Origin of the sequence: Arthrobacter sp. AK01 (genome assembly GCF_021109375.1) — a bacterium.
In the GTDB taxonomy this organism is placed as follows: domain Bacteria; phylum Actinomycetota; class Actinomycetes; order Actinomycetales; family Micrococcaceae; genus Arthrobacter.
In genome coordinates this window covers 1-19,796 of the sequence record NZ_JAJOHP010000078.1, presented here as the reverse complement: position 1 = coordinate 19,796, position 19,796 = coordinate 1, and the positions used below count along the sequence as shown (strand labels likewise).

Sequence of the window (19,796 nt, the reverse complement as noted above, 5' to 3'; positions counted from 1 at the left end):
ACTGATACTATCCCGTCCGGTAATCCCTGGCCCCCCCCCATACGCGGGGGCCCCCCCCCTCCACCCACAAAAAAACCCCCCGGGGGCAGCCTGGTTCCGTTCAAACACACCCCGGCTGCCGCCGTCGTGCGTTGTTCGAACGTTCCGCTACTCCGCGGGCGCCGGGACCGGGAAGAACACCCGGGGGTCCTGCAGCAGTGCGGGGTAGTCGAAATCGGAGCGCTTGATCACGTTGGTGACCTCGAAGTTGCGGGCGAACCGGCCATCGACCGTGATGGGTCGGCCTTGGATGAGCCCGACAGCGAAGGTTTGCCCGCCGTCGAACGGGACAGCGAGCTCAGTCTTGCCGGGCAGGGTGTTGAAGGCCTGCTCCTGTGCCTGGCGTTTCCGAGTCGGCTTCTTCTCGCGCTGCGCGACGGGACGCTTCTTGGGGGCGCCGACGTGCCGGCGGGATTTCTCCTCTGCGTACACAAACTGGTACTCATCAGGGTCTGCGGCCGGGATGGCCTTGGACTTGCCGTGCGGGGGCATGCTGACCGTGGTGAGCTGCTCCGGGCGGAGGTCCTCCACGTTGGCGCGGAGGATCAACAGGGCGTCCTCCTCCGGATCTTCGGGGTGGAACTCGTGCTTGGGTTCCGGCCAGATGTACTCGAGCTTTTCCTCGGCGCCGGGGAAAACATCGGCGTAGAACTTGGGGTCCTTGCCGAGCAGCTTGGAGCGGTGGCTGAGGTGCAGGTCCTCGTGTCCGAGCCATGGCGGCATGATGATCCGGGACGCGTAGTCAGGGTGTGCCGCCTGAGGCGCGAACTCCGCGATGTTGTCCCGCGTGTTGTCCGGGTGGCCGCGTTCCATCCACTCGTCGGCCATCGCGAGGCCATAGAGGGTCAGCGCCGGGACGTGGCCCATCCACATGCGGACGGCGGGGTGCTGCTGCCAACCGTACTCCGGGATCACCAACGCGCGGAGGACCTGGAGTGCTTCGACGCGCTGTTTGCCGAGCCTTGAAGTGTCGAGCGCCGCGGCACTCTCACGGAAATCGGCGAAAGGGAGGAAAGTCTGCATCCTTTCAGTTTGAGGGTGCCGGGCGTGAGAACCAAGTTGAGTGCTCCGGGACACGTGCCATTGATGGGGCCTAGAGTTGCAGGGTGGAAACTTTTGACGAGAAAACTGTCACCACGGCGCCCCCGGTTGCCGAACTGCACCTGCACATCGAAGGGACTCTCCAGCCAGAGCTGATCTTTGCCCTGGCCGAACGAAACGGCATTGAACTGCCGTACGAAGACATCGAAGAACTCCGGGAAAAGTACGAGTTCACGGACCTGCAATCCTTCCTGGACCTCTATTACGCCAACATGGCCGTCCTGCAGACCGAGCAGGATTTCACCGACATGACCCGCGCCTACCTGAAGCGGGCCGCCGCTGGGGGAGTGCGCCACGCGGAAATCATGATGGACCCCCAAGCCCACGTATCCCGGGGTGTGGCGCTGGAGACCTGCGTCAATGGTGTAGCCAACGCGCTGGCGACCTCTGAAGAGGACTTTGGTGTTTCGACCCTCCTCATCGCCGCTTTCCTGCGTGACATGTCCGAGGAATCCGCCCTCGAAGTGTTGGACCAGCTCCTGGCCATGCACGCACCGATCGCGGGCATCGGGCTGGACTCCGCAGAGGTGGGCAATCCGCCGTCGAAATTTGAGCGACTGTACCAGCGTGCCGGCGAGGCGGGCTTGCGGAGGATCGCCCACGCGGGCGAAGAGGGTCCGGCGTCGTACATCACTGAGGCGTTGGACGTGCTTCACGTCGAGCGGATCGACCACGGCATCCGCTGCATGGAAGACACGGATGTCGTGCAGCGGCTCGTCGCCGAACAGGTGCCCCTCACAGTCTGTCCTCTCTCCAACGTGCGGCTGCGCGCGGTGGACAAGCTGGCTGACCACCCGTTGCCGGAGATGCTGGCCATCGGTTTGAACGTCAGCGTGAACTCGGATGATCCCGCCTACTTCGGTGGCTACGTGGATGACAACTTTGAGCAGTTGGCCAAGGTTTTGGAGTTCTCGGTTCCGGAGCAGGCCACGTTGGCGGCCAACTCCATCCGGTCCTCCTTTGCCAGTGACGCCCGGAAGTCGGTGCTGTTGGACGAGGTGACGGAGTGGGTCAAAGCCTCGGTGCCGCACGCCTAGCTGCCGACAGCCGAGACCGGTAAATCACTTGCGGCACCCGGGATGTCACACTCGGTCACGACACACGGTGTTTACCATTTGCAGTCGTGGGAATTAACAATTCATTGGCAAACTGCAATGGAGTATCCACCGTTGAAGGAGAAGCATGGGCGCGAACACCGCCGAGAACACCAACCTTCGTCTGAAGGCCGTACTGGACATCCTCGCTGAAGGCGTGTGGTCCGAGACAACCCTCAACGCCGGCGAAGTCCTGGCCGAAGCGATCGTCCGCGTACCTTTCAATGACCACGAGGCTGAACTCCTCAGTGGCGGCATTCCCCGCGGCCACAAGACCCTCACTTCGGCGTCGGCCAAGCTGGTCAAGGCCGGCTGGCTGGTCAAGGGCCGCTCGGGCTGGACCATTCCGGACGACGGCCTGCGTGCGACGGTCGCCTTCCCGGACGTCTCCGCTTTCGGATCAGCGCTCGACGCCGGAACTCCGGTACCTGCCGACGTTCCGGTTCCGACGGCCCCGCCTGCGAAGCCCCAGGCTAAAAAGGCGGCGGCACCGAAGCGTGCGGTTTCGAAGAAGGCAGCTGAACCCAAGGCCGCGGCGGTGAAGGTCGCGCCGGCAGCAAAGAAGGCCACCACCCGCAAGGCGCCGGACCAGACGAAGGCGGCTGCCGCCGTCGAGACCGTGCCGCAGCCCGGGGCTGTCGCGATTGCCGGTGACTTCAACAAGATCCTTGGAGCACCCGAGGACTGGGCTCCGCAGTACGACGAAGCCCAGATGGAATTCAATCCCTTGGTCCAGGTGTGGACGCTGACGGCTGAACTGCCCGCCGGCTTCTACACCTACAAGATCGCGCTGAACCGGTCGTGGGACGAGAACTACGGTGCGTTCGGTGCCCGCGATGGTGCCAACCACGAGTTGAACCACGACGGCGGCCCGGTCACCATCACGTACAGCCACGTGACGCGGGACATTGTGATCGGCTAAGTCTTTTCGCCGGTTCGAAACCTGCCCTTGTTCGCTTTGCTCACCGTTGAACGGCGAGTGGGACGAACAAGGGCTGGTTTCGTTAAGGTGGGTCCATGACTGACGAAACCGTTCGCCTCACGGCCCGCGTCACCGGCGTTGTCCAAGGTGTGGGTTTCCGCTATTGGACTGCCCGGAAAGCGGACGAGCTCGGCGTGAAAGGGACGGTCCGAAACAACCACGACGGCTCTGTGGAGCTGGTGGCCGAGGGAACTGTCTCCGATGTTGAACACCTCGTGACATGGCTCCAGTCGTCGCTGGCCCCGGGCCGCGTGGCCGACGTTGACTTCAGGGTTTCCGAGGCCACAGGGGAGTTCGATACCTTCCGGATCGTGGATTAGGAGCCGCCGGGGCCCGGTGACGCAGTCATGAGTCCGGATTCCTTGGCAGCCAGGAGCAGTTCCTGGTCATACGCCACCATGGAGTCCACTTGCAATCTGATGGCGGTCGCCAGATGAATTGCGTCCGCACTCCGAAGTTGCCCGGGCAGCGCCGAGGCAAACATCAAATCCGTGCGGGTGACATCTACAAGGTTGAGGCCGGCAAGAACATCGTTGACTGAATCAAAGGGCAGGCTGCGGCGGCGTGCTGCGCAGTGAAGCTCGGTATAGAGGAGCATCGACGTCACCAAGTGGCCTCCCGCGACCCGGACTCCTTGGAGATGGGCGGCCAGGGCTTCGGATTCGTGCTCTTCCACAACAAGCTTCAGAATCGCGGATGTGTCCGCGTAGACGATCACCGATCCCCGCGCAGATCAGACAGGATCCCGGTTGTAGTCATGTCGCTGCTGACGCGGGGCAGGGTGCGGAAGTCCACAGGTGAAGGACTGGCTGGTCGGACACTACCGGCTTGGAGCAGCCGCTCAAAGGGTGAAGCCGACGGGGGAATGAGGGTGGCTGCCACCTCGCCATTGTTGGTGACGTCGATAACTTCGCCATTCCTGACGCGTTCCAGAATCTTACTGCTCTGGTTGCGCAGTTCCCGGTGCGGAATAGTTGTCATCATCACCCTCCGTAGCAATCGTAGCACTGTGCTCAATAGCCGGAGGGCTGGCTTAAAATATATAGACTGGTCTATTATTTAGGCATGGCTTCCTCATACCCCAAAGGACTCGCAACCCGGCAGCGCTTGGTCGACTCCATGCTCGCCCTCATCCAGCTTCACGGCTATCACGGAACGGGGCTCAACACAGTGCTGGCGCGATCCGGGGCCCCAAAAGGCTCCTTGTACTTTCATTTCCCGGAAGGAAAAACCGAACTCGGGATCGCCGCTGTGGCTCTGGCGGGCGATCAATTCGCTGAGCTGATCGGCAGGGCGACCACCACGGCTTCCTCGCCCAACGCCGTGGTCGACACCCTGGTCGCCGAACTCAAGGGCATTCTGGAAGCAAGCGACTATCAAGCCGGTTGTCCGGTCTCGTCCGTTGCCTTGGACACAGCGTCTGGGAATGAGCCGCTCAGGGAGGCATGCGGCCAGGTCTATGACGCCTGGGTCAGCGCAGTGGCCAGCTATCTGGCGACGTTCGGGCTCGGGAAAGAGCAGGCGCAGCCTGTGGCGACATCGATGATCTGCCTGGTGGAGGGCTCCCTCATTCTGTCCCGCGCCCACAAGTCCACCCAGCCCCTGGACGCTGCTGCCGGGACGCTCAAAATGCTGATGACAGCAGTTCACAGCGAGGCCAGCGCATGAGCTCCCGGCACGCTCTGGTATTCGGCGCCACGGGCCACATCGGAAAATGGCTGGTCCGCGAACTCTTGCAGCAAGGCGTGACAGTCACAGCTGCGGTCCGCACGGGAGATTCCTTCCACCGGCTGGCTGGGTGGCTGGCAGGGCACGACGCCAACGGAACCGCAACGCAGGTACTCGTGGACTTCAGTGCGGGCGACTTGGGCCTCGATCCGACGTCGGACGATTTCGGGTCCGTGACTGAAGTCCACAACGTCGCCGGCGCCTTCGCCTTTGGCATGACTGCCGAGGCGGCCTATGCCGCGAACGTGACCAGCGCCGAGCGTGTGGTTCGCTTTGCCGCGAAGCTGCCGGCGCTGACCAGGTTGGTGCATCTGTCCGGTTACCGGGTGGGCGGCCAGGACCCGGCCGAGGTGCCATGGGATGACTCCCGCCGCGCCAAGGACTACAAGCGCCTGGGCGCTTACGAGGGGTCCAAAGTGGAATCGGACGCCGTAGTGCAGGCAACCGCGCGTTCCTTGGGCGTCCGGTTCACCATGGTCAACCCGGCCACCGTGATCGGGGATTCCGTCAATGGCGAGTCCGGGCAGGTGGTGGGCCTCGCCGCCAGCGTGCTGGAGCTCTTCCGTGGAAAGCTGCCCGTGCTGCCGGGCAATGAGCGCACGTTCGTCCCGGTGGTCACGGCCGACTATCTGGCTTCGTTCATGGCGCTGGTCCCCACCACGCCCGAAGCGGAAAATGCCTCCTACTGGGTGCTCGACGACGCCACACCCCCGTTGCCGGAGCTGCTGGGGATGCTGGGGGAGCACCTCAACGTTCGGGTCCCACGGCTGAAGATCCCCAGCGCCTTGCTGAAGAAGCTGCCCGCCAAGCTGACTGGGGCAGACCCGGAGACGTTGTCGTTCCTGTCCGACGATGGATATCCGACGGCGGACGCGGTCGCCTTGGCGGAGGCGGGCGGGTTGCGCCACCCGCCTGTCGAGACTGCCTTGAAGCGCTGGGCCGACTATTTGGTGGCGGCCGTACCTGCAGCAAGAGAGGGCCGCGTAGCCTCGATGTAGTGCTCCAGCGGCTTCAAAGCCGGCTGCGATGAGGCATCCCGAACAGCGTCCGCGCCCACGGCGTTGGCCACGGCCAAAGCATGCGCATAGTCCAGGCCGAACTGGACGGCCAGGACCAAGGCAGCGCAGAAAGCATCCCCGGCTCCGATGGTGTTGGCAATGTCCGTGACACGTACGGCCGGGGCCTCGGCGACCCGTTCGCCGTCGACGAAGATCGCCGAGCCGTCGCCACCGTACGTGACGGCAACCAAAGGCGCGTTGCGAAGGGCCGGGATCAGCTCATACTCAGTCTCGTTCACGATCACCAGGTCGCACCGCTCCAGGAGCTCAGGGAGGATCGGCGCTGCAGGGGCGGCGTTCAGGGCGAAGAATCCTTTGGCCAGCCGAGCGGCTTCCAGGACAACGTCCTGGTCGACTTCGAGTTGGCAGAGGACAGCCTCTTCGGCGCCGAAAGTGACACCGTCCAAGGCCACGGAGCCGTTGGCGCCGGGGCAGACGACAATCTGGTTTTCGCCGTCGCTGTCCACCAGCACCAGTGCTGTTCCCGTGGCCGCATCCACCCGGGCAATGTCCTGAACGTCGACGCCGGCACCTGCCATTGCCGTGATGAGGCTGAGTCCGGCGTCGTCTTGGCCGACTGCCCCCACCATGCGGGACGTGCCCGCGAGCCGGGCCGCCGCTACCGCCTGGTTGGCGCCCTTGCCGCCGGGCTGCTGGCGGAGGACGCCGCCGCCGACCGTTTCACCCGGCGATGGGAGCCGGCCCGCGGTGGCCGTGATGTCGAGGTTGATGCTGCCCACCACGGTAAGGGAAGAGGGCGCAGCAGGCTGGGGGGACGTGCTCATGGAAGGTCCTTTTCGGGAGTAAGACAGGGAAAGAATCAGGAGGACTGGATGACGGAGAGGTGCCCGGCCTTGGCTGCCACGAGGCATTTGGCGAGGTAGAACTCGTTGCCGTTCCGGCGTACGTATTGGGTGAGGACCAGTACGGGGTCCGAGGGGCGGAGTCCCAGCAGCTTGGCGCGGCTGGGACCGGCGGTACTAAGGCTGATCTGGCATTCGCCGGGGCCAAGGGAGGCACCGGGAAGTCCGGCGAGGACCTCCAGCAGCGTGGAGGCCGAAAGTGTGGGAGCCTCTGCCGCTTCCGCGAGGGCCTCAGCTTCGGGGATTCCCTGCGAGACATTTTCCTGCAGGTGCGCCACGGGCTCGCCGTTCCGGATGAGCACGCTTTCCCAGAACCACACGTCTTCGTCCGGTTGGACGCCGATACCAGGCGCCACGAATTCAGACGCCGGTTGCTTGATGGCGGCTACGCGTTTGACCTGGATGTCCTGGTCGGGGCCACCAAGAAGCTGATCGAACGGGCGGATGTGTTCAATGCCGATGCGGGGGAGTGAATCGGCCACGAACCGCCCAACGCCGCGTCGTGCCCGGGTCAGGCCGTCCTCTTCCAGCAACATCAGCGCTTCCCGGATCACGGTTCGGCTGACGTCCATCATGGTGCCCAGCTCGGTTTCCGTGGGGAGCAGCGAACCGGGCGGCAGGATCTTGGTCCGGATGGCTTCGGCGATGCGGGAGTAGGCCGCGACGCGCAGGGGCTGCCCTGGTTGGGTGGCGATGGGTCGGGACAGGAACTGGACGGCATTGTCGGTCAAGGGTGCCTCACTTGAGATGGGTTACCGATACTGTACCGGATGACTGTGACAGGTTGCACAAGCTCGTAATACATGCTTGTATAACAACTCACATCTCATGGCGCCGCCCCGCGCCTCGGACAAAGGAGTTTGATGTGAACATCCCCACCGCCACAGGCCAGCAGACTGTGGACCCGCAGGCCCCAGCCGCAACCGAACCTGCCAAAGCCGCGGAGCACGGCCGCTTCCAAGGCAAGGCCGCCGCGCTGCTCATCACCACGCTGGTGCTTGCCGTGCTGGCCTTCCAGCTCAACGCCAGCATGATCACCCCGGCACTCCCGCACATCGGCTCCTTCTTCGGCGAGACACCCGAGGCCGTGGCGCAAGTGCAGTCGATGTTCTTCCTCGCCGGCGCCATCTCCGGTCCTGTGATCGGGCGCTGGAGCGACTTCATCGGCAGGCGCAATGCACTGCTGTTGGTCCTGGCCATCATGGGTGCCGGCACTGTGCTCTGCATCTTCGCGCCCACACTCCCGCTGCTGGTCACCGGCCGGTTCATGCAGGGTGTCTCCAGTGCCATCTTTGCGCTCTCCTACATCGTGCTCAACGAGTACTTGCCCGCCCGACTCTTCGGCACCTCGATCGGCATCATCGCTGCCATCAACGGCGGCGTCGGTGGCGTTGATGGCTACTTCGGTGGGCTCATGGCCGAGACCCTTGGCTTTCAGTCGATCTTTGTTGCCGTGCTGGTACTGGCCGCGATCGCCGTCGTCTGCGTCATCAAAGTGGTGCCCGGCGGCAAGTCCGCCGTCGCTCCGGGCCGGATGGACTGGTGGGGCGCAGGTTCCTTGTCCGTATTCCTGGTCTTCATCACCTACTTCGTCTCCACGGGTTCCTCCGCCGGCTGGACCTCGCCTGCCGCACTAGGCTTGCTCGCCGGCAGTATCGCGTCCTTCACCGCTTTCTGGCTCATCGAAAAGAAGCGCGAAACCCCGCTGGTGGCAGTCCACCACCTCCGTTCACGCCAGGTCTGGCCCGTTATCGCCACCACCGTGCTGACGCTCGCGGGCATCTTCGCCATCATCAACTTCACCGTGGTGCTGCTGAGCCAGGACAAGGAAAACGGCTTCGGACTGACCGCCTCGGTGGCCGCACTGCTGTTCCTGACTCCTGCCGCGCTCATCGGTGTGTTCGCTGCTCCGCTGGCCGGTTGGATCGCCGACCGACGCGGCTGGATCAAGACGGTCCGCGTCGGCACCGCCACCAGCCTGGCCTGCGCCATCGTCGCTGCCCTGTTCGCCCACAACCAGATCTCTGTCCTCATCGCCATCGCAGCGCTGGGCATCTTCTACAACGGCTTCTTCCTGACCGCCATCAACGGCCTCTCCGTCCTGCTGTCGCCCAAGGAAGCGCCCGCCGCTTTGCCTGGCATCAACGGTGCCTCCTTCGGTATCGGGGCGAGCCTCGGCGTCGTAGTCGTCGCCCCGTTCGCGGGTCTGGGCACCGCAGCCGGGTACTCCACGGCCCTCTGGATTTCGGTGTCCATCACGGCCCTCGCCTTCGTTGTCAGCCTGTTCATCGCCGCTCCCAAGGGCGAAAAGATCTAGCGCACGACGCCGGCACGCGGCTCCCGCGTGCCACTCACCGCAGCTTCGCACCACTCCACAGAACAAGCCGTCCGCTCCACCTGAAACGAGAGACCATGACACAGCGCCCCATGACAACGGGCACCGCCGCCCCCTTCTTCCTTGACTGCGATACCGGCATCGATGACGCCCTCGCCCTGGCCTACCTCCTGGCCTCGCCGTTGGCGGACCTCGTGGGCATCGGCACAGTGAGCGGCAACGTCAGTGCGGCCGGCGGAGCCCGGAACACCTTGGACCTGCTGAACCTGGCCGGCCACCCGGACATCCCCGTGGCGATCGGTGCGCACGATCCGCAGGTAGGTACTTTCCACGGCGGTGCACCGCATGTCCACGGGGACAACGGCATCGGCGGCGTGGACCTGGTTTCTTCGGACCGCGAACCGGTCCAAGCTTCTGCTGCGGAACTCCTTGTCCAGTTGGCCCACCAGTACGCGGGGGAACTGCGTCTGGTGGCCATCGGTCCGCTGACCAACATCGCCGAAGCCCTGCGCCTGGAACCCAAGCTGCCTGAGCTCATTGCCGAGGTCACCATCATGGGCGGAGCGGCGCTGGCGCCGGGGAATATCACCCCGGTGGCCGAAGCCAACATCGCCAATGATCCCGAAGCCGCCGCCGAGGTCCTGGCGGCTGACTGGAACGTGACCCTGGTACCCCTGGATGTCACCATGACCAACGTCCTGGAGGAGAACCACCGCCAGGAACTGCTCGCCTCGGAGCACCCGGTCTCGCAGGCGCTTGGTGAGATGCTGGGTTACTACTTCGGCTTCTACGTGGATATTTTCGGCCGGGCATGCTCGGCGATGCACGATCCCCTCGCTGCCGCCATTGCTGTCAGGGGAGTGGAGCTCGCCGTGGCACCCACGGTCCGGGTCCAGGTGGACACCACCGACGGACCGGGCCGCGGCCAGACGGTCTGCGATCTTCGCGGACTCTACGTCGGACTGCCGGATCAGCGCGGTGCCCGCTGCCGCGTGGTCCTGGAAATCGGTGAGGACTTCGCGCCTCACCTGCTGGGTACCCTGCAGGCAGCCTGGCTTTCCGAGGAGCAGGAGACTGTGCCCGTCGCCTAACTGGCGGGAAACTGAAGGATTGACGACGACGGCGGCAGCGGCCCGCCGTCGTCGTTCGCCTTTAAGCGGTGCTGTCCTTGGCCGGCTACGCGTACATGAGCGAGCCGGGTGTGGTGAGCTTCTGCCCGGTTTCGAGCCAGGTCTTGAGGCCGGAGAGGATCATCGGCCAACCGCCGTAGAGCTGGTCGTTTGCGCCTTCGCGGAGCTGATCGTGCGTGACTGTGAGATGGCATGAATCGCCGACGGGCTCGATTTCCCAGGTGATCCGCGAGGTTCCCTCGGCCTTCACATCCTCGCCCCAGAGTGCGCGCATGGTTTGGACGAGGCGGCGCGGGGGATCGACTTCGATGTTCTCGCCCTCGCCGAGCGGTGCGTCTGCTTTCACGTTGTGCATCTCGAACCGGCTGCCCGGCGTCCAATCCGACGTCAAGGTGTTCCCGAACTGGTACTTGCTGCGGATTTCGCTGTCCGTGATGGCTTCCCAGAGCAGTTCCGGAGTGGTCTTGATGTAAATCTCGAAGATCTTTTCCATGGGACTTTCCAATCTGGATTTGAGGTCGCTGAGGGCAGCGGCCCATGGTTCTGCGTATTTACTCACCCAACGATCGTGGATGAGGCGGATGGGTACCGGGTTCAGGAAGTGCAGCTTTTCGCGTCCCCGACGGCGGGTGACCACTAATCCCGCATCCTCCAGCAGCTTGAGGTGCTTGGCGATGCCGAAACGGGTCATCTCGAACCGGGCTCCGAGGGCTGTGGCGGGTTGGCCATCCTCGCGGAACAGCTCATCGAGCAGTTCTCTGCGGGTTGGGTCTGCCAAGGCCTTGAACACGGCGTCCATGGCATCAGAATAGGTGACTATTTGGTCACGTGTCAACGGTTTTCTGCTGCAAGGTTTCGCAGGGTCTTTAGGCTCCGATAGTTTCCACGGAACATCGGAAACTTGATAGCACCATGACTCCCTTTCGCCCGTAACTACGGCAGAATCTCACTCCGAAAGTCCCCGCATCAGGCTGAAATCCTTGAATTTGAGCCGTTGATGTCACTTCCGGGTTTCCGATACCCATCTGTTGTTATTGCGTAAACTTTACGATAGTTTCTCACTGTGATGTGCGTCGCACTTTGGTTCAGGGCGACGAAGGCCGAGTGAAGGACAATGATGACCATCCACCCTGACGACTTGCGGACTGCCGAGGCGCGGCTGCAACGATTGCATCAACGACTAGGCGGCATTGCCTACGGCGGGGATTACAACCCGGAGCAGTGGCCACGCGAAGTGTGGCTCGAGGACGCCAAGCTCATGCAGCAAGCCGGAGTGAACCTGGTGACCCTGGCGGTCTTCTCATGGAGCCGGCTGGAAACCAGCGACGGAGTTTTCGACTTTGCCTGGCTGGACGAGGTCATGGACCTGATGCATGAACACGGCATCGGCGTCGACCTGGCAACACCGGACGCCGTACCACCGGCCTGGCTCGTGGAGCAGCACCCCGACATCATGCCGGAGCGCGCCGATGGCAGCATCTTCGGCTTCGGATCGAGGCAGCACTTCGACGTCTCCCATCCCGTATACCGGGCCAAGTCGCTGGCACTCGCGGAAAAGATGGGGGAGCGCTACGCCAGCCATCCCGCACTGCGCATGTGGCATATCGGCAACGAATACGGTCCAGCTTCCTACGGTCCATGGGCGGAGAAAGCCTTCCGGGCATGGCTGCAGCGGAAGTACGCATCGCTGGAGGAACTGAACGAGGCCTGGAGCACCGCCGTGTGGGGCCAGCTCTACTCTGACTGGAAGCAGGTACGTGTCCCCGCCCAGCCCCGCACCTGGTCCAACCCCTCACGCCGCCTGGACTTCCACCGCTTCACCTCGGACAGCATGCTGGAGCACTTCACGGCCGAGCGGGATGTCATCCGCCGGCACAGCCCGGACTTGCCGATCCTCACCAACTTCATGCGGTTCTACAAGACCAACGACTATTGGGCCTGGGCGGCCGAGGAAGATGCTGCAGCCCTGGATATCTACCCGGATCCGCGCGAGGAAGATGCCCACATTGCCGCCGCGTTGAACTTCGATCTCATGCGCTCATTGCGTCACGGCCAACCGTGGATGGTCATGGAGCAGGCCACGGGAGCTGTCAGCCAATGGTCCGTCAACGTCTCCAAGCTGCCAGGCAAGATGCGCCTGGGCTCCTATCAGGCCATTGCGCAGGGCGCGGATTCCATCCTCTTCTTCCAGTGGCGCCAAGCCAAGGGCGGAACGGAGCGGTATCACTCGGCCATGGTGAACCATGCTGGCCCGAACACGCGGATCTTCCGTGAAGTGTGCCAGCTGGGACAGGAACTCACGTCATTGGGTGATCTGACCGGGACCAGGTCCACAGCCAAGGCCGCGATCGTCTTCGATTGGGACTGCTGGTGGGCTCTGGAACTGGGCAACTCGCCGCGTTCCGACCTGAACTACGCCCAGGAAGTCCTGCGTTTCTACCGACCGCTTTTTGACGCCAACATCACCGTAGATTTCGTCAACGCCAACAGCGACCTGTCCGGGTACAACCTGGTGATCATGCCGGCGTCGTATCTGCTGACGGACGCCGCCGCCTCCCGGTTCGAGAACTACGTGGCCGGCGGCGGACGGCTGGTGGTCTCATACCTGTCCGGTGTCGTGGACCAGGACAACACCATCCGACTCGGCGGCTACCCAGGGGCCCTGCGGAACGTTCTGGGCGCGTGGAGCGAGGAAATGCATCCGCTCGCCGGGGATGGTGAACAAGTAAAGCTCTCAACGCCCGACGGCGGTACCTCCTCCGCGAGCTACTGGACTGAGCACCTGCACGCCGGGACGGCCGAAGTCCTGGCCAGCTACTCGTCGGGCCGTTTGGCGGGGTCGCCCGCGGTCACCCTCAACACCTTTGGCCGCGGAACTGCACTGTACCTGTCGGCACGGGTCGATGCCGGGCTCCTCAACCAGTTCCTCGACGACGAACTCCGCGCTGCGGGCGTGGAGCCGGAACTCAAGGCACCTACGGGAGTCCAGGTCCGCCGTCGTGCTGGCAGCAGGGCTGACGGCACCGCCAAAAGTTTCCTCATGGTGCTCAACCACAACGACGCGCCGTCCAGCGTGGACGTGCTCGACGGCGGCACGGACCGGATCAGCGGACGCCCGGTTAAGGGGTCGGTTGAGATCCCGGCGAACGGCGTCCTGATTCTCGACGAAGCAGCAGAACGGGCGGCGGACTGATGGCATTACGACTGGACGTTCCGCCCAAAGCGGTCGCGGGCCCCGAACCAGGCTCGGCAAAGAAGCGTCGCGACAAGCCCGGAAGCTGGAAGCTGGCCATCAAACGCGATTGGCGTTTGTACACGCTGCTGGCGCTGCCGCTGCTGTACCTCTTGATCTTCAGGTACTTGCCGATGGCGGGCAACGTGATTGCCTTCCGCCAGTTCCAGCCCGGAGGCAGCATCTTCGGTGAGAAGTGGGTTGGCCTCAAATACGTCACCCTCTTCATCAACGATCCCAGCTTCTGGCAGGCATTCCAGAACACCATCATCCTGGGTGTTCTGACCTTGGTGTTCTGCTTCCCGATGCCCATCATCTTCGCGCTTCTGCTCAACGAGTTGAGGTCGCAGAAGTTCAAGAAATTCGTGCAGACGGTGGCCTACCTGCCGCACTTCATGTCCGTGGTGATCATCGCCGGCATGATCCTGCAGAACTTCTCCATGAACGGCACCGTGAACCAGATTGCGGAATCCCTGTTCGGCACCACGGTGAATTTCACCCAGGACCCCGGCTGGTTCAGGCCCATGTACATCAGTTCCGAGGTGTGGCAGACCATGGGCTGGGGAGCGATCCTCTACCTTGCCGCGCTGACGAGGGTGGACGAGTCCCTCTATGAGGCGGCCCGCATTGATGGCGCCAACCGCTGGCAGCAGACCTGGCACGTAACGCTTCCTGCCATCAGGCCCACCATCATCACGCTGCTCATCCTGAACATCGGCACGTTCATGGCGGTTGGATTCGAGAAGATCCTCCTCATCTACAACCCGCTCAACTACGCAACCTCAGACGTCATCTCCACCTACCTGTACCGGGTAGGCCTGGAATCCAGCAACTTCAGCTATGCGGCTGCCATCGGAATGTTCGAATCCGTCATTGGCCTCACGCTGATCCTCTCAGCGAACGCGATCTCCAAGCGCGTCGCAGGAACGAGCCTGTGGTGAACAAGACAGCTACTGCAATTCGGGGCGTTGCAGCCCAAGGTGTCCTGGTGAAGGACATGAAAGTCTCCCGCGGCATGCGGATCTTCCGGGCTTTCAACCTGGTGTTCCTGTTACTGGTGGTGTTCCTGACGGTGTACCCGTTCCTGAACATCATTGCGCAGTCGTTCTCCAGCGAAGGGTTCATCAACGCCGGGCAGGTCAACCTGTTCCCGATGGGGTTCAACACCGAGACCTACAAGTTGATCCTGGCCGACTCCACGTTCTGGAACAACTACGGCAACACAGTCCTCTACACGGTGGTGGCCACGGCGATTTCCATGGTGCTCACCACGGCCTTCGCGTACGCCATCGCCAAGAAGGACCTGAAAGGCCGGAGCGTCTTCATCGGCCTCGCGGTGTTCACCATGTTCTTCAACGGTGGGCTCATCCCCAACTACGTGCTCATCAGTTCCATGGGAATGCGGGACTCCATCTGGGCCGTGGTGCTGCCGAACGCCATCAGCGTGTTCAACCTGCTCATCATGAAGTCGTTCTTCGAGAACATGCCCCGCGAACTGGAGGAAGCGGCATCGATTGATGGGCTCACGCAGTACGGCATCCTCTTCCGGGTGGTGCTGCCGCTCAGCAAAGCCATCATGGCCACCATGGTGTTGTTCTACGCCGTGGCCAACTGGAACTCCTGGTTCCAGGCCTTCCTCTACCTCGACAATCCGGATCTCTTTCCGGTCACCATCTACTTGCGCAACATGATCGCCGGAGTCACCACAGCGGGCTCGGCCGGCGGCACAGCGGAAAACGTCGGCCAGATCGCCGCCAACATCCAGTCGGTCACCATCGTCCTGACCGTCATCCCCATCCTTTGTGTCTACCCCTTCGTCCAGAAGTACTTCTTCTCGGGCGTGATGCTCGGCTCCGTCAAGGAATAAGCCTTATGAAAGGACATCCAATGATCCACACACCTGAGTTCCGCCGGAGGGATTTCCTTGGACTCGCATCCGTTGTCACCATCGGATTGATGATGACCAGTTGCGACGCGGAAACCACCGAAAAGGTGGACACGTCCAAGTCGCGCAATGGCGCTATGGACAGCTTCGGCGTCGGTGACACGTTCAAGGCGACGGTGCCGTTGACCTTCACCTTCCTCTTCTCCGATCAGCCAACCTACCCGTACAAGAAGGACTGGCTGCTGCTCACCAAGATGGCCAGCGACAACAATGTCACGTTGGAACCCACCATCGTGCCCAACAGTGACTACGAACAGAAGCGCAGCCTGCTGATCAGCTCCGGCAGCGCACCGGAAATCATTGCGAAGACCTATCCGGGCCAGGAGTCCGCGTTTGTCTCCGCCGGTGCAATCCTGCCGGTCAGCGACTACGTGGACCTGATGCCGCACTTCCAGGAAAAAGTGAAGAAGTGGAAGCTCGAACCTGAGATTGAAGCCCTGACCCAGGAAGACGGTAAGTACTACGTCCTGCCCGGCCTGCACGAGGAACTGTGGCCGGACTACTCACTGTGCTTCCGCAAGGATGTGCTGAAGAAAGAGGGCCTTTCGGAGCCGACCACCTGGGACGAATTCCGCGAAGTGCTGCGGTCGCTCAAGAAGGCCTATCCCGACGTCGTGCCTTTCTCTGACCGCTTCAAGGGCGACAGTGTCCTCAATATCGGCGCACCTTCCTTCGGAACCGTGGCAGGTTGGGGGCTGGTGGACGGACTGCTGTTCGATGAAGACAAGAAGGAATTCGGCTTCGCGGCAGGCTCGGACAAATTCAAGGAACTGGTCACCTACTTCAACTCCCTGGTCTCAGAAGGGCTGATGGACCCCGAGAGCTTCACCCAGACCGACGACTCCGCGATCCAGAAGTTCGTGTCGGGCAAGTCCTTTGTGATCAGCGCGAACTCGCAGAACGTCATCACGTACCGCACCTCGATGGAGCAGTCGTTGGGCAAGGGCAACTTTGAGATCGGCAAGATCACCGTTCCGGGAGGCCCGGCCGGCGACATCATCGGTGGTACCCGTCTTGAAAACGGGCTCATGCTGAACTCGTCCGTGAAGGACAAGGACAGCTTCGTGGCGCTCATCCAATACATCGACTGGTTGTTCTATAGCGACGCCGGGCAGGAATTCAGCAAGTGGGGCGTGGAAGGCACCACCTTCACCAAATCCGGCGGTAAGCGTCAGCTCGCAGCTGACATCAACTTCCAAGGACTCAACCCGGCAGGCAGCAAGGACCTGAGGGTGGACTACGGCTTCTCCGGTGGCAACTTCGCCTACGGAGGCGCCACGGAGCTTCTGCACTCCACCTTCAACGACGAGGAACTGGCTTTCCAGAAGGCCATGAAGTCCAAGAAACCGCGTGCAGTTGCACCGCCGGTGCCGTTCAGCGACGTCGACCGTGAGCAGGCCACCCTGGCCCTGACCCCGCTTAAGGACCACGTCAAGCAAAATGCCCTGAAGTTCATTACCGGACAGCGGAGCATCAGCGAGTTCGATGCCTACGTCAAGGAGCTCGACAGCAAGGGCCGGACTAAATACGTTGAGCTGGCGAACAAGGCCTACAAGGCATACGCGGACAAGAAGTAGTTCTTCTGATGGCCGCGAAAGAGGCACAGTACGGATCCGGGCCGTTGTTCAAGGCGGCCAGCACCGTGTACGGCGTCATGGTGGGTGGCGCGTTGCTGGTGCTGGCCAACCTCTTGGTGGTGCTCATGCCGCTGCTGCTGGGGGTGGTTGGTCCTGCTGCGTTGCTGGGTTTCGTGTTGGTTGGACCCTCCGTTGTGGCTTCCTGCTACGCCTTCAATCGGCTTTTGGCAGGCGAGGACAGCGGTGTATTCAACGACTTCATGAAGTCGTACCGGAGCAACTTCGTCCAGGCAGTGGTGGTGTGGCTGCCCTATGCCGCCCTCCTTGCAGTCATCGGCGCGAATCTCACCAGCCTGCCGGGCAGCAATCCTGAAACGGTTGCTGCCCGGATCGGGCTGGTGGGGCTCGGGGTCCTGGTGGGCACGGCTGCCGTTCACGCGATGCTGCTGCTGGCCCGGTTCAGTTTCCGCACGCTGGACATCTACCGGCTGTCCATTTACAGCATTGGTGCGCGGAAGCGGGTAGCACTCGGGAATGCGGGGATCCTCTTTGTCGCGGGATTCGTGCTGATGTCCACCACTGTGTGGTTGATCCTGTTCTTCTGCGGCCTGATCGTCTATCTGCTGTGCCTGAACTCCCGGCCACTGCTGGCGTTTGTGGAGAAGAGGTTCACCGTGGCCGCAGAAGTTTCCGCACACGGATCCTCCCCGGTGGGCTAGAGGTTCGTCCGCACCACAGCACCTTGGGCGATCACCGTGCTGACCTTTTCCAAGGCCGAGCCATCGGTCAGGGGATCCGAATCCACCACCACGACGTCCGCCATGGAGCCGCGGACCAAGCGACCAACGTTTTCGCCGCGTCCCAGCAAACGCGCCGCATTGGTGGTGGCTGCCTGCAGCGCCTCCAACGGCGTCAGCCCGGCTTCGGTGAGCAAGCGCGCTTCCGTGCCGATCGGCGTCACATCCGTTCCGAAGGAGTCGGTGCCGGCCACAATCGTGACTCCAGCGTCCTTGGCTGCGCGCACTGCGGCCTGAAGAATCGGGGTGTACTCCGTTCCGCGTGCGGCCAGGATCGGGTTGGAGGAGCGGGCCATGCTGGTGATGGCGTCCATGGTGGGTGTGAAGAACGTGCCGCGCCGAGCCATCTCCTGGATGGTCTTTTCCGTCATGAAGACGCCGTGCTCGATGCTGCGCACTCCCGCGCGGACTGCTCCATCGATTCCTTCGGCGCTATAGGCATGGCAGAGGACACCGGCGCCCTTAGCTGCCTTGACGATCGCACCGATCTGGTCCACGTTGTAGACCAACTCGCGGGGATCCTGTTCGGGAAGGCCAGCCCGCGGGTTGGCACGGGTCTTGATGACTTCGGCTCCGCGCTTGAGGTTGATGCGGGTCAGGTACGCGAGGTCCTGCGGCTCCTTGACGCCACCACTGAGCGTCGCCAAGGGTGCCAAATCCGGATCAGCCAGGAGGGAATCTCCCTGATCCGGTGAGATAAACAGCCCCGCCGGAGTCATCCGGGGGGAGAGGCCAGGAGCCCACGACGGCAGGGCGGCGAGGGCAATGTCCTGGTAGAAAGTGCTCGAACCGCTGCGTACGCTGGTGGCTCCGCCTTGCAGGAGGGCGCGGGCATCGGCCAGTGCGTTGGCGTGGACGTGGGCATCGACGAGCCCTGGAAGGACCCATTTGCCCGAGGCATTGAGTCGACGGGCACGGTTGGCGACGGCGGCAACAGCTCTACGTGTTTCGTCCCGGGTGCCGACGGCGGTGACCTTGCCGCCGTCGAGCACTACCACCCCGTCTGTCACAGCACCGCCGGTCTTCGGGTCCACGACTGTTCCACCCTCGATGATGAGCGCCTTCGTGGTCAGTGGACGGCCGGGATAGTTCGGGCCCGAGGGGGCGTTGTCCGCAAGGGCAGCAGGCGCCGATGCCAGCTGCGCAGCGATGCCGGCCACGGAGATGCCAGCCAGAGCTGCAGCTCCCGCGAGGATGCCTCGGCGGGGCAACTCACCTTGGGGTTTGGGTGCTGAGGTGTGATCGTGAAGGCACATTGTTGGACTCCTGGGGAACGAGCTGCTGGGCCGCTACTTGGCCGCGGTTTAGCATTTGGTATTCCAGAATGCCTCACCTTCGTAGCGTGACGCAAGCAATAGCAATGAACTTTGCGCTGCTATTGAATGCTTGGTATGCCAAAACGTGGGTCGGATTGTTGGGGACGTTGGGATCCTCTTCATCGCGGTTTCGTCCTGATCCCCACAAGCCTCTGGGCTGACTCTGTTCGTGGGCGGCTCCATCGTCAAGCTGCTGTGCCTGAACTCCCGGCCGCTGCGGGTACGTGGAGCTGAAAAGTTCCCCGTGGCCGCATCGGCAGTTGGCGAGTTACGCCGCAGGACTCGGCGCTGTCTGCAGGTCGCAGGTCGCAGGTACGTGTTCGGGGCGGGCACGCGCCGCTGTTTGCAAGTCGCAAGCATGGCGCAGGGCGCAGGAACATGTGCGTGCCCCGTGCGGGCATGCGCCGGCACGGGGAAGGCAGCCCGGAAGCGAACAAAGTGTCGCCTGGCCCTCCCAATAATCCGACCCCAAAGTTAATCCGCCCCCAAAGTTCACTCTCACCCACGCCCGCGGAGCATCCTCCGCAACACCCTTATGTTCTGTGGGGTGTGTGGTGGTGGTTGCGTCGGGGTGTTTGTTGGGGGTCGATGTGGGGTGG

19 protein-coding genes are annotated in these 19,796 nt (G+C 62.8%); 12 read left to right on the top strand and 7 right to left on the bottom strand.

Annotated elements, in window-relative coordinates; translation table 11 throughout:
- Positions 1 to 147: 147 nt before the first annotated feature.
- Entirely contained in the window at positions 148 to 1,062 is a 915-nt protein-coding gene (locus LN996_RS20315) for an MSMEG_6728 family protein (protein WP_231342546.1), read from the bottom strand.
- An 83-nt stretch (positions 1,063 to 1,145) separates the two neighbouring features.
- Here LN996_RS20315 and LN996_RS20310 point away from each other — a divergent pair, with 83 nt between their 5' ends.
- The 3 genes from LN996_RS20310 to LN996_RS20300 all read left to right on the top strand — a co-directional run bounded on the left by LN996_RS20310 (position 1,146) and on the right by LN996_RS20300 (position 3,536).
- Entirely contained in the window at positions 1,146 to 2,177 is a 1,032-nt protein-coding gene (locus tag LN996_RS20310; protein WP_231342543.1) for an adenosine deaminase, read from the top strand.
- Positions 2,178 to 2,322: 145 nt separating this feature from the next.
- Complete coding sequence (locus tag LN996_RS20305) at positions 2,323 to 3,156, top strand: glycosidase (RefSeq protein ID WP_231342540.1); 834 nt, start codon at positions 2,323 to 2,325, stop codon at positions 3,154 to 3,156.
- A 95-nt stretch (positions 3,157 to 3,251) separates the two neighbouring features.
- Positions 3,252 to 3,536: an acylphosphatase gene (locus LN996_RS20300; protein ID WP_231342537.1), complete on the top strand. Its 285-nt coding sequence runs from the start codon at positions 3,252 to 3,254 to the stop codon at positions 3,534 to 3,536.
- Here the strand turns inward: LN996_RS20300 and LN996_RS20295 are convergent.
- On the bottom strand, positions 3,533 to 3,934 hold the full coding sequence (locus tag LN996_RS20295; protein WP_231342530.1) for a type II toxin-antitoxin system VapC family toxin: 402 nt from the start codon (positions 3,932 to 3,934) through the stop codon (positions 3,533 to 3,535). The genes LN996_RS20300 and LN996_RS20295 overlap by 4 nt on opposite strands.
- A complete protein-coding gene (locus tag LN996_RS20290) occupies positions 3,931 to 4,200 on the bottom strand; it encodes a type II toxin-antitoxin system Phd/YefM family antitoxin (protein WP_231342524.1) in 270 nt (89 codons plus the stop codon). The genes LN996_RS20295 and LN996_RS20290 overlap by 4 nt, the downstream gene beginning before the upstream one ends.
- 81 nt (positions 4,201 to 4,281) lie before the next feature.
- Between LN996_RS20290 and LN996_RS20285 the strand changes: the two genes are divergently transcribed.
- On the top strand, positions 4,282 to 4,884 hold the full coding sequence (locus LN996_RS20285; RefSeq protein WP_231342523.1) for a TetR/AcrR family transcriptional regulator: 603 nt from the start codon (positions 4,282 to 4,284) through the stop codon (positions 4,882 to 4,884).
- Positions 4,881 to 5,942, top strand: a complete 1,062-nt coding sequence (locus LN996_RS20280; RefSeq protein WP_231342519.1) for an SDR family oxidoreductase — start codon at positions 4,881 to 4,883, stop codon at positions 5,940 to 5,942. Before LN996_RS20285 ends, LN996_RS20280 begins: the two co-directional genes overlap by 4 nt.
- Here LN996_RS20280 and LN996_RS20275 read toward each other — a convergent pair.
- Together LN996_RS20275 and LN996_RS20270 are read right to left on the bottom strand one after the other, a co-directional pair.
- Positions 5,888 to 6,787, bottom strand: a complete 900-nt coding sequence (locus LN996_RS20275; protein WP_231342517.1) for a ribokinase — start codon at positions 6,785 to 6,787, stop codon at positions 5,888 to 5,890. The two genes, LN996_RS20280 and LN996_RS20275, sit on opposite strands and share 55 nt — an antisense overlap.
- Positions 6,788 to 6,822: 35 nt before the next feature.
- The gene (locus LN996_RS20270) at positions 6,823 to 7,596 is read right to left on the bottom strand and encodes a GntR family transcriptional regulator (protein ID WP_231342514.1); all 774 of its coding nucleotides are present in this window, start codon (positions 7,594 to 7,596) and stop codon (positions 6,823 to 6,825) included.
- Positions 7,597 to 7,730: 134 nt separating this feature from the next.
- Between LN996_RS20270 and LN996_RS20265 the strand changes: the two genes are divergently transcribed.
- Positions 7,731 to 9,182, top strand: a complete 1,452-nt coding sequence (locus tag LN996_RS20265; RefSeq protein ID WP_231342512.1) for an MFS transporter — start codon at positions 7,731 to 7,733, stop codon at positions 9,180 to 9,182.
- A gap of 95 nt (positions 9,183 to 9,277) precedes the next feature.
- Positions 9,278 to 10,291, top strand: coding sequence for a nucleoside hydrolase (locus LN996_RS20260; protein ID WP_231342509.1), 1,014 nt, complete (start codon positions 9,278 to 9,280; stop codon positions 10,289 to 10,291).
- An 85-nt stretch (positions 10,292 to 10,376) separates the two neighbouring features.
- On the opposite strand, the gene LN996_RS20255 is transcribed toward LN996_RS20260, so the two are convergent.
- On the bottom strand, positions 10,377 to 11,129 hold the full coding sequence (locus LN996_RS20255) for a metalloregulator ArsR/SmtB family transcription factor (protein ID WP_231342506.1): 753 nt from the start codon (positions 11,127 to 11,129) through the stop codon (positions 10,377 to 10,379).
- A gap of 318 nt (positions 11,130 to 11,447) precedes the next feature.
- Here LN996_RS20255 and LN996_RS20250 point away from each other — a divergent pair, with 318 nt between their 5' ends.
- Genes LN996_RS20250 through LN996_RS20230 form a run of 5 tightly spaced genes read left to right on the top strand, consistent with a single transcriptional unit; the run spans position 11,448 to position 17,803 of the window.
- Positions 11,448 to 13,523 (top strand): beta-galactosidase, encoded by a 2,076-nt coding sequence (locus LN996_RS20250; RefSeq protein WP_231342503.1) that lies wholly within the window; start codon positions 11,448 to 11,450, stop codon positions 13,521 to 13,523.
- On the top strand, positions 13,523 to 14,503 hold the full coding sequence (locus LN996_RS20245) for a sugar ABC transporter permease (RefSeq protein WP_231342501.1): 981 nt from the start codon (positions 13,523 to 13,525) through the stop codon (positions 14,501 to 14,503). Before LN996_RS20250 ends, LN996_RS20245 begins: the two co-directional genes overlap by 1 nt.
- Before the next feature lie 56 nt (positions 14,504 to 14,559).
- Positions 14,560 to 15,429, top strand: coding sequence for a carbohydrate ABC transporter permease (locus tag LN996_RS20240; RefSeq protein WP_159703507.1), 870 nt, complete (start codon positions 14,560 to 14,562; stop codon positions 15,427 to 15,429).
- A 5-nt stretch (positions 15,430 to 15,434) separates the two neighbouring features.
- The gene (locus LN996_RS20235; protein WP_308102746.1) at positions 15,435 to 17,084 is read left to right on the top strand and encodes an extracellular solute-binding protein; all 1,650 of its coding nucleotides are present in this window, start codon (positions 15,435 to 15,437) and stop codon (positions 17,082 to 17,084) included.
- A gap of 8 nt (positions 17,085 to 17,092) precedes the next feature.
- Entirely contained in the window at positions 17,093 to 17,803 is a 711-nt protein-coding gene (locus LN996_RS20230; protein ID WP_231342490.1) for a YesL family protein, read from the top strand.
- Here the strand turns inward: LN996_RS20230 and LN996_RS20225 are convergent.
- Entirely contained in the window at positions 17,800 to 19,137 is a 1,338-nt protein-coding gene (locus LN996_RS20225) for an amidohydrolase family protein (RefSeq protein ID WP_231342485.1), read from the bottom strand. The two genes, LN996_RS20230 and LN996_RS20225, sit on opposite strands and share 4 nt — an antisense overlap.
- Between the last annotated feature and the right edge of the window lie 659 nt (positions 19,138 to 19,796).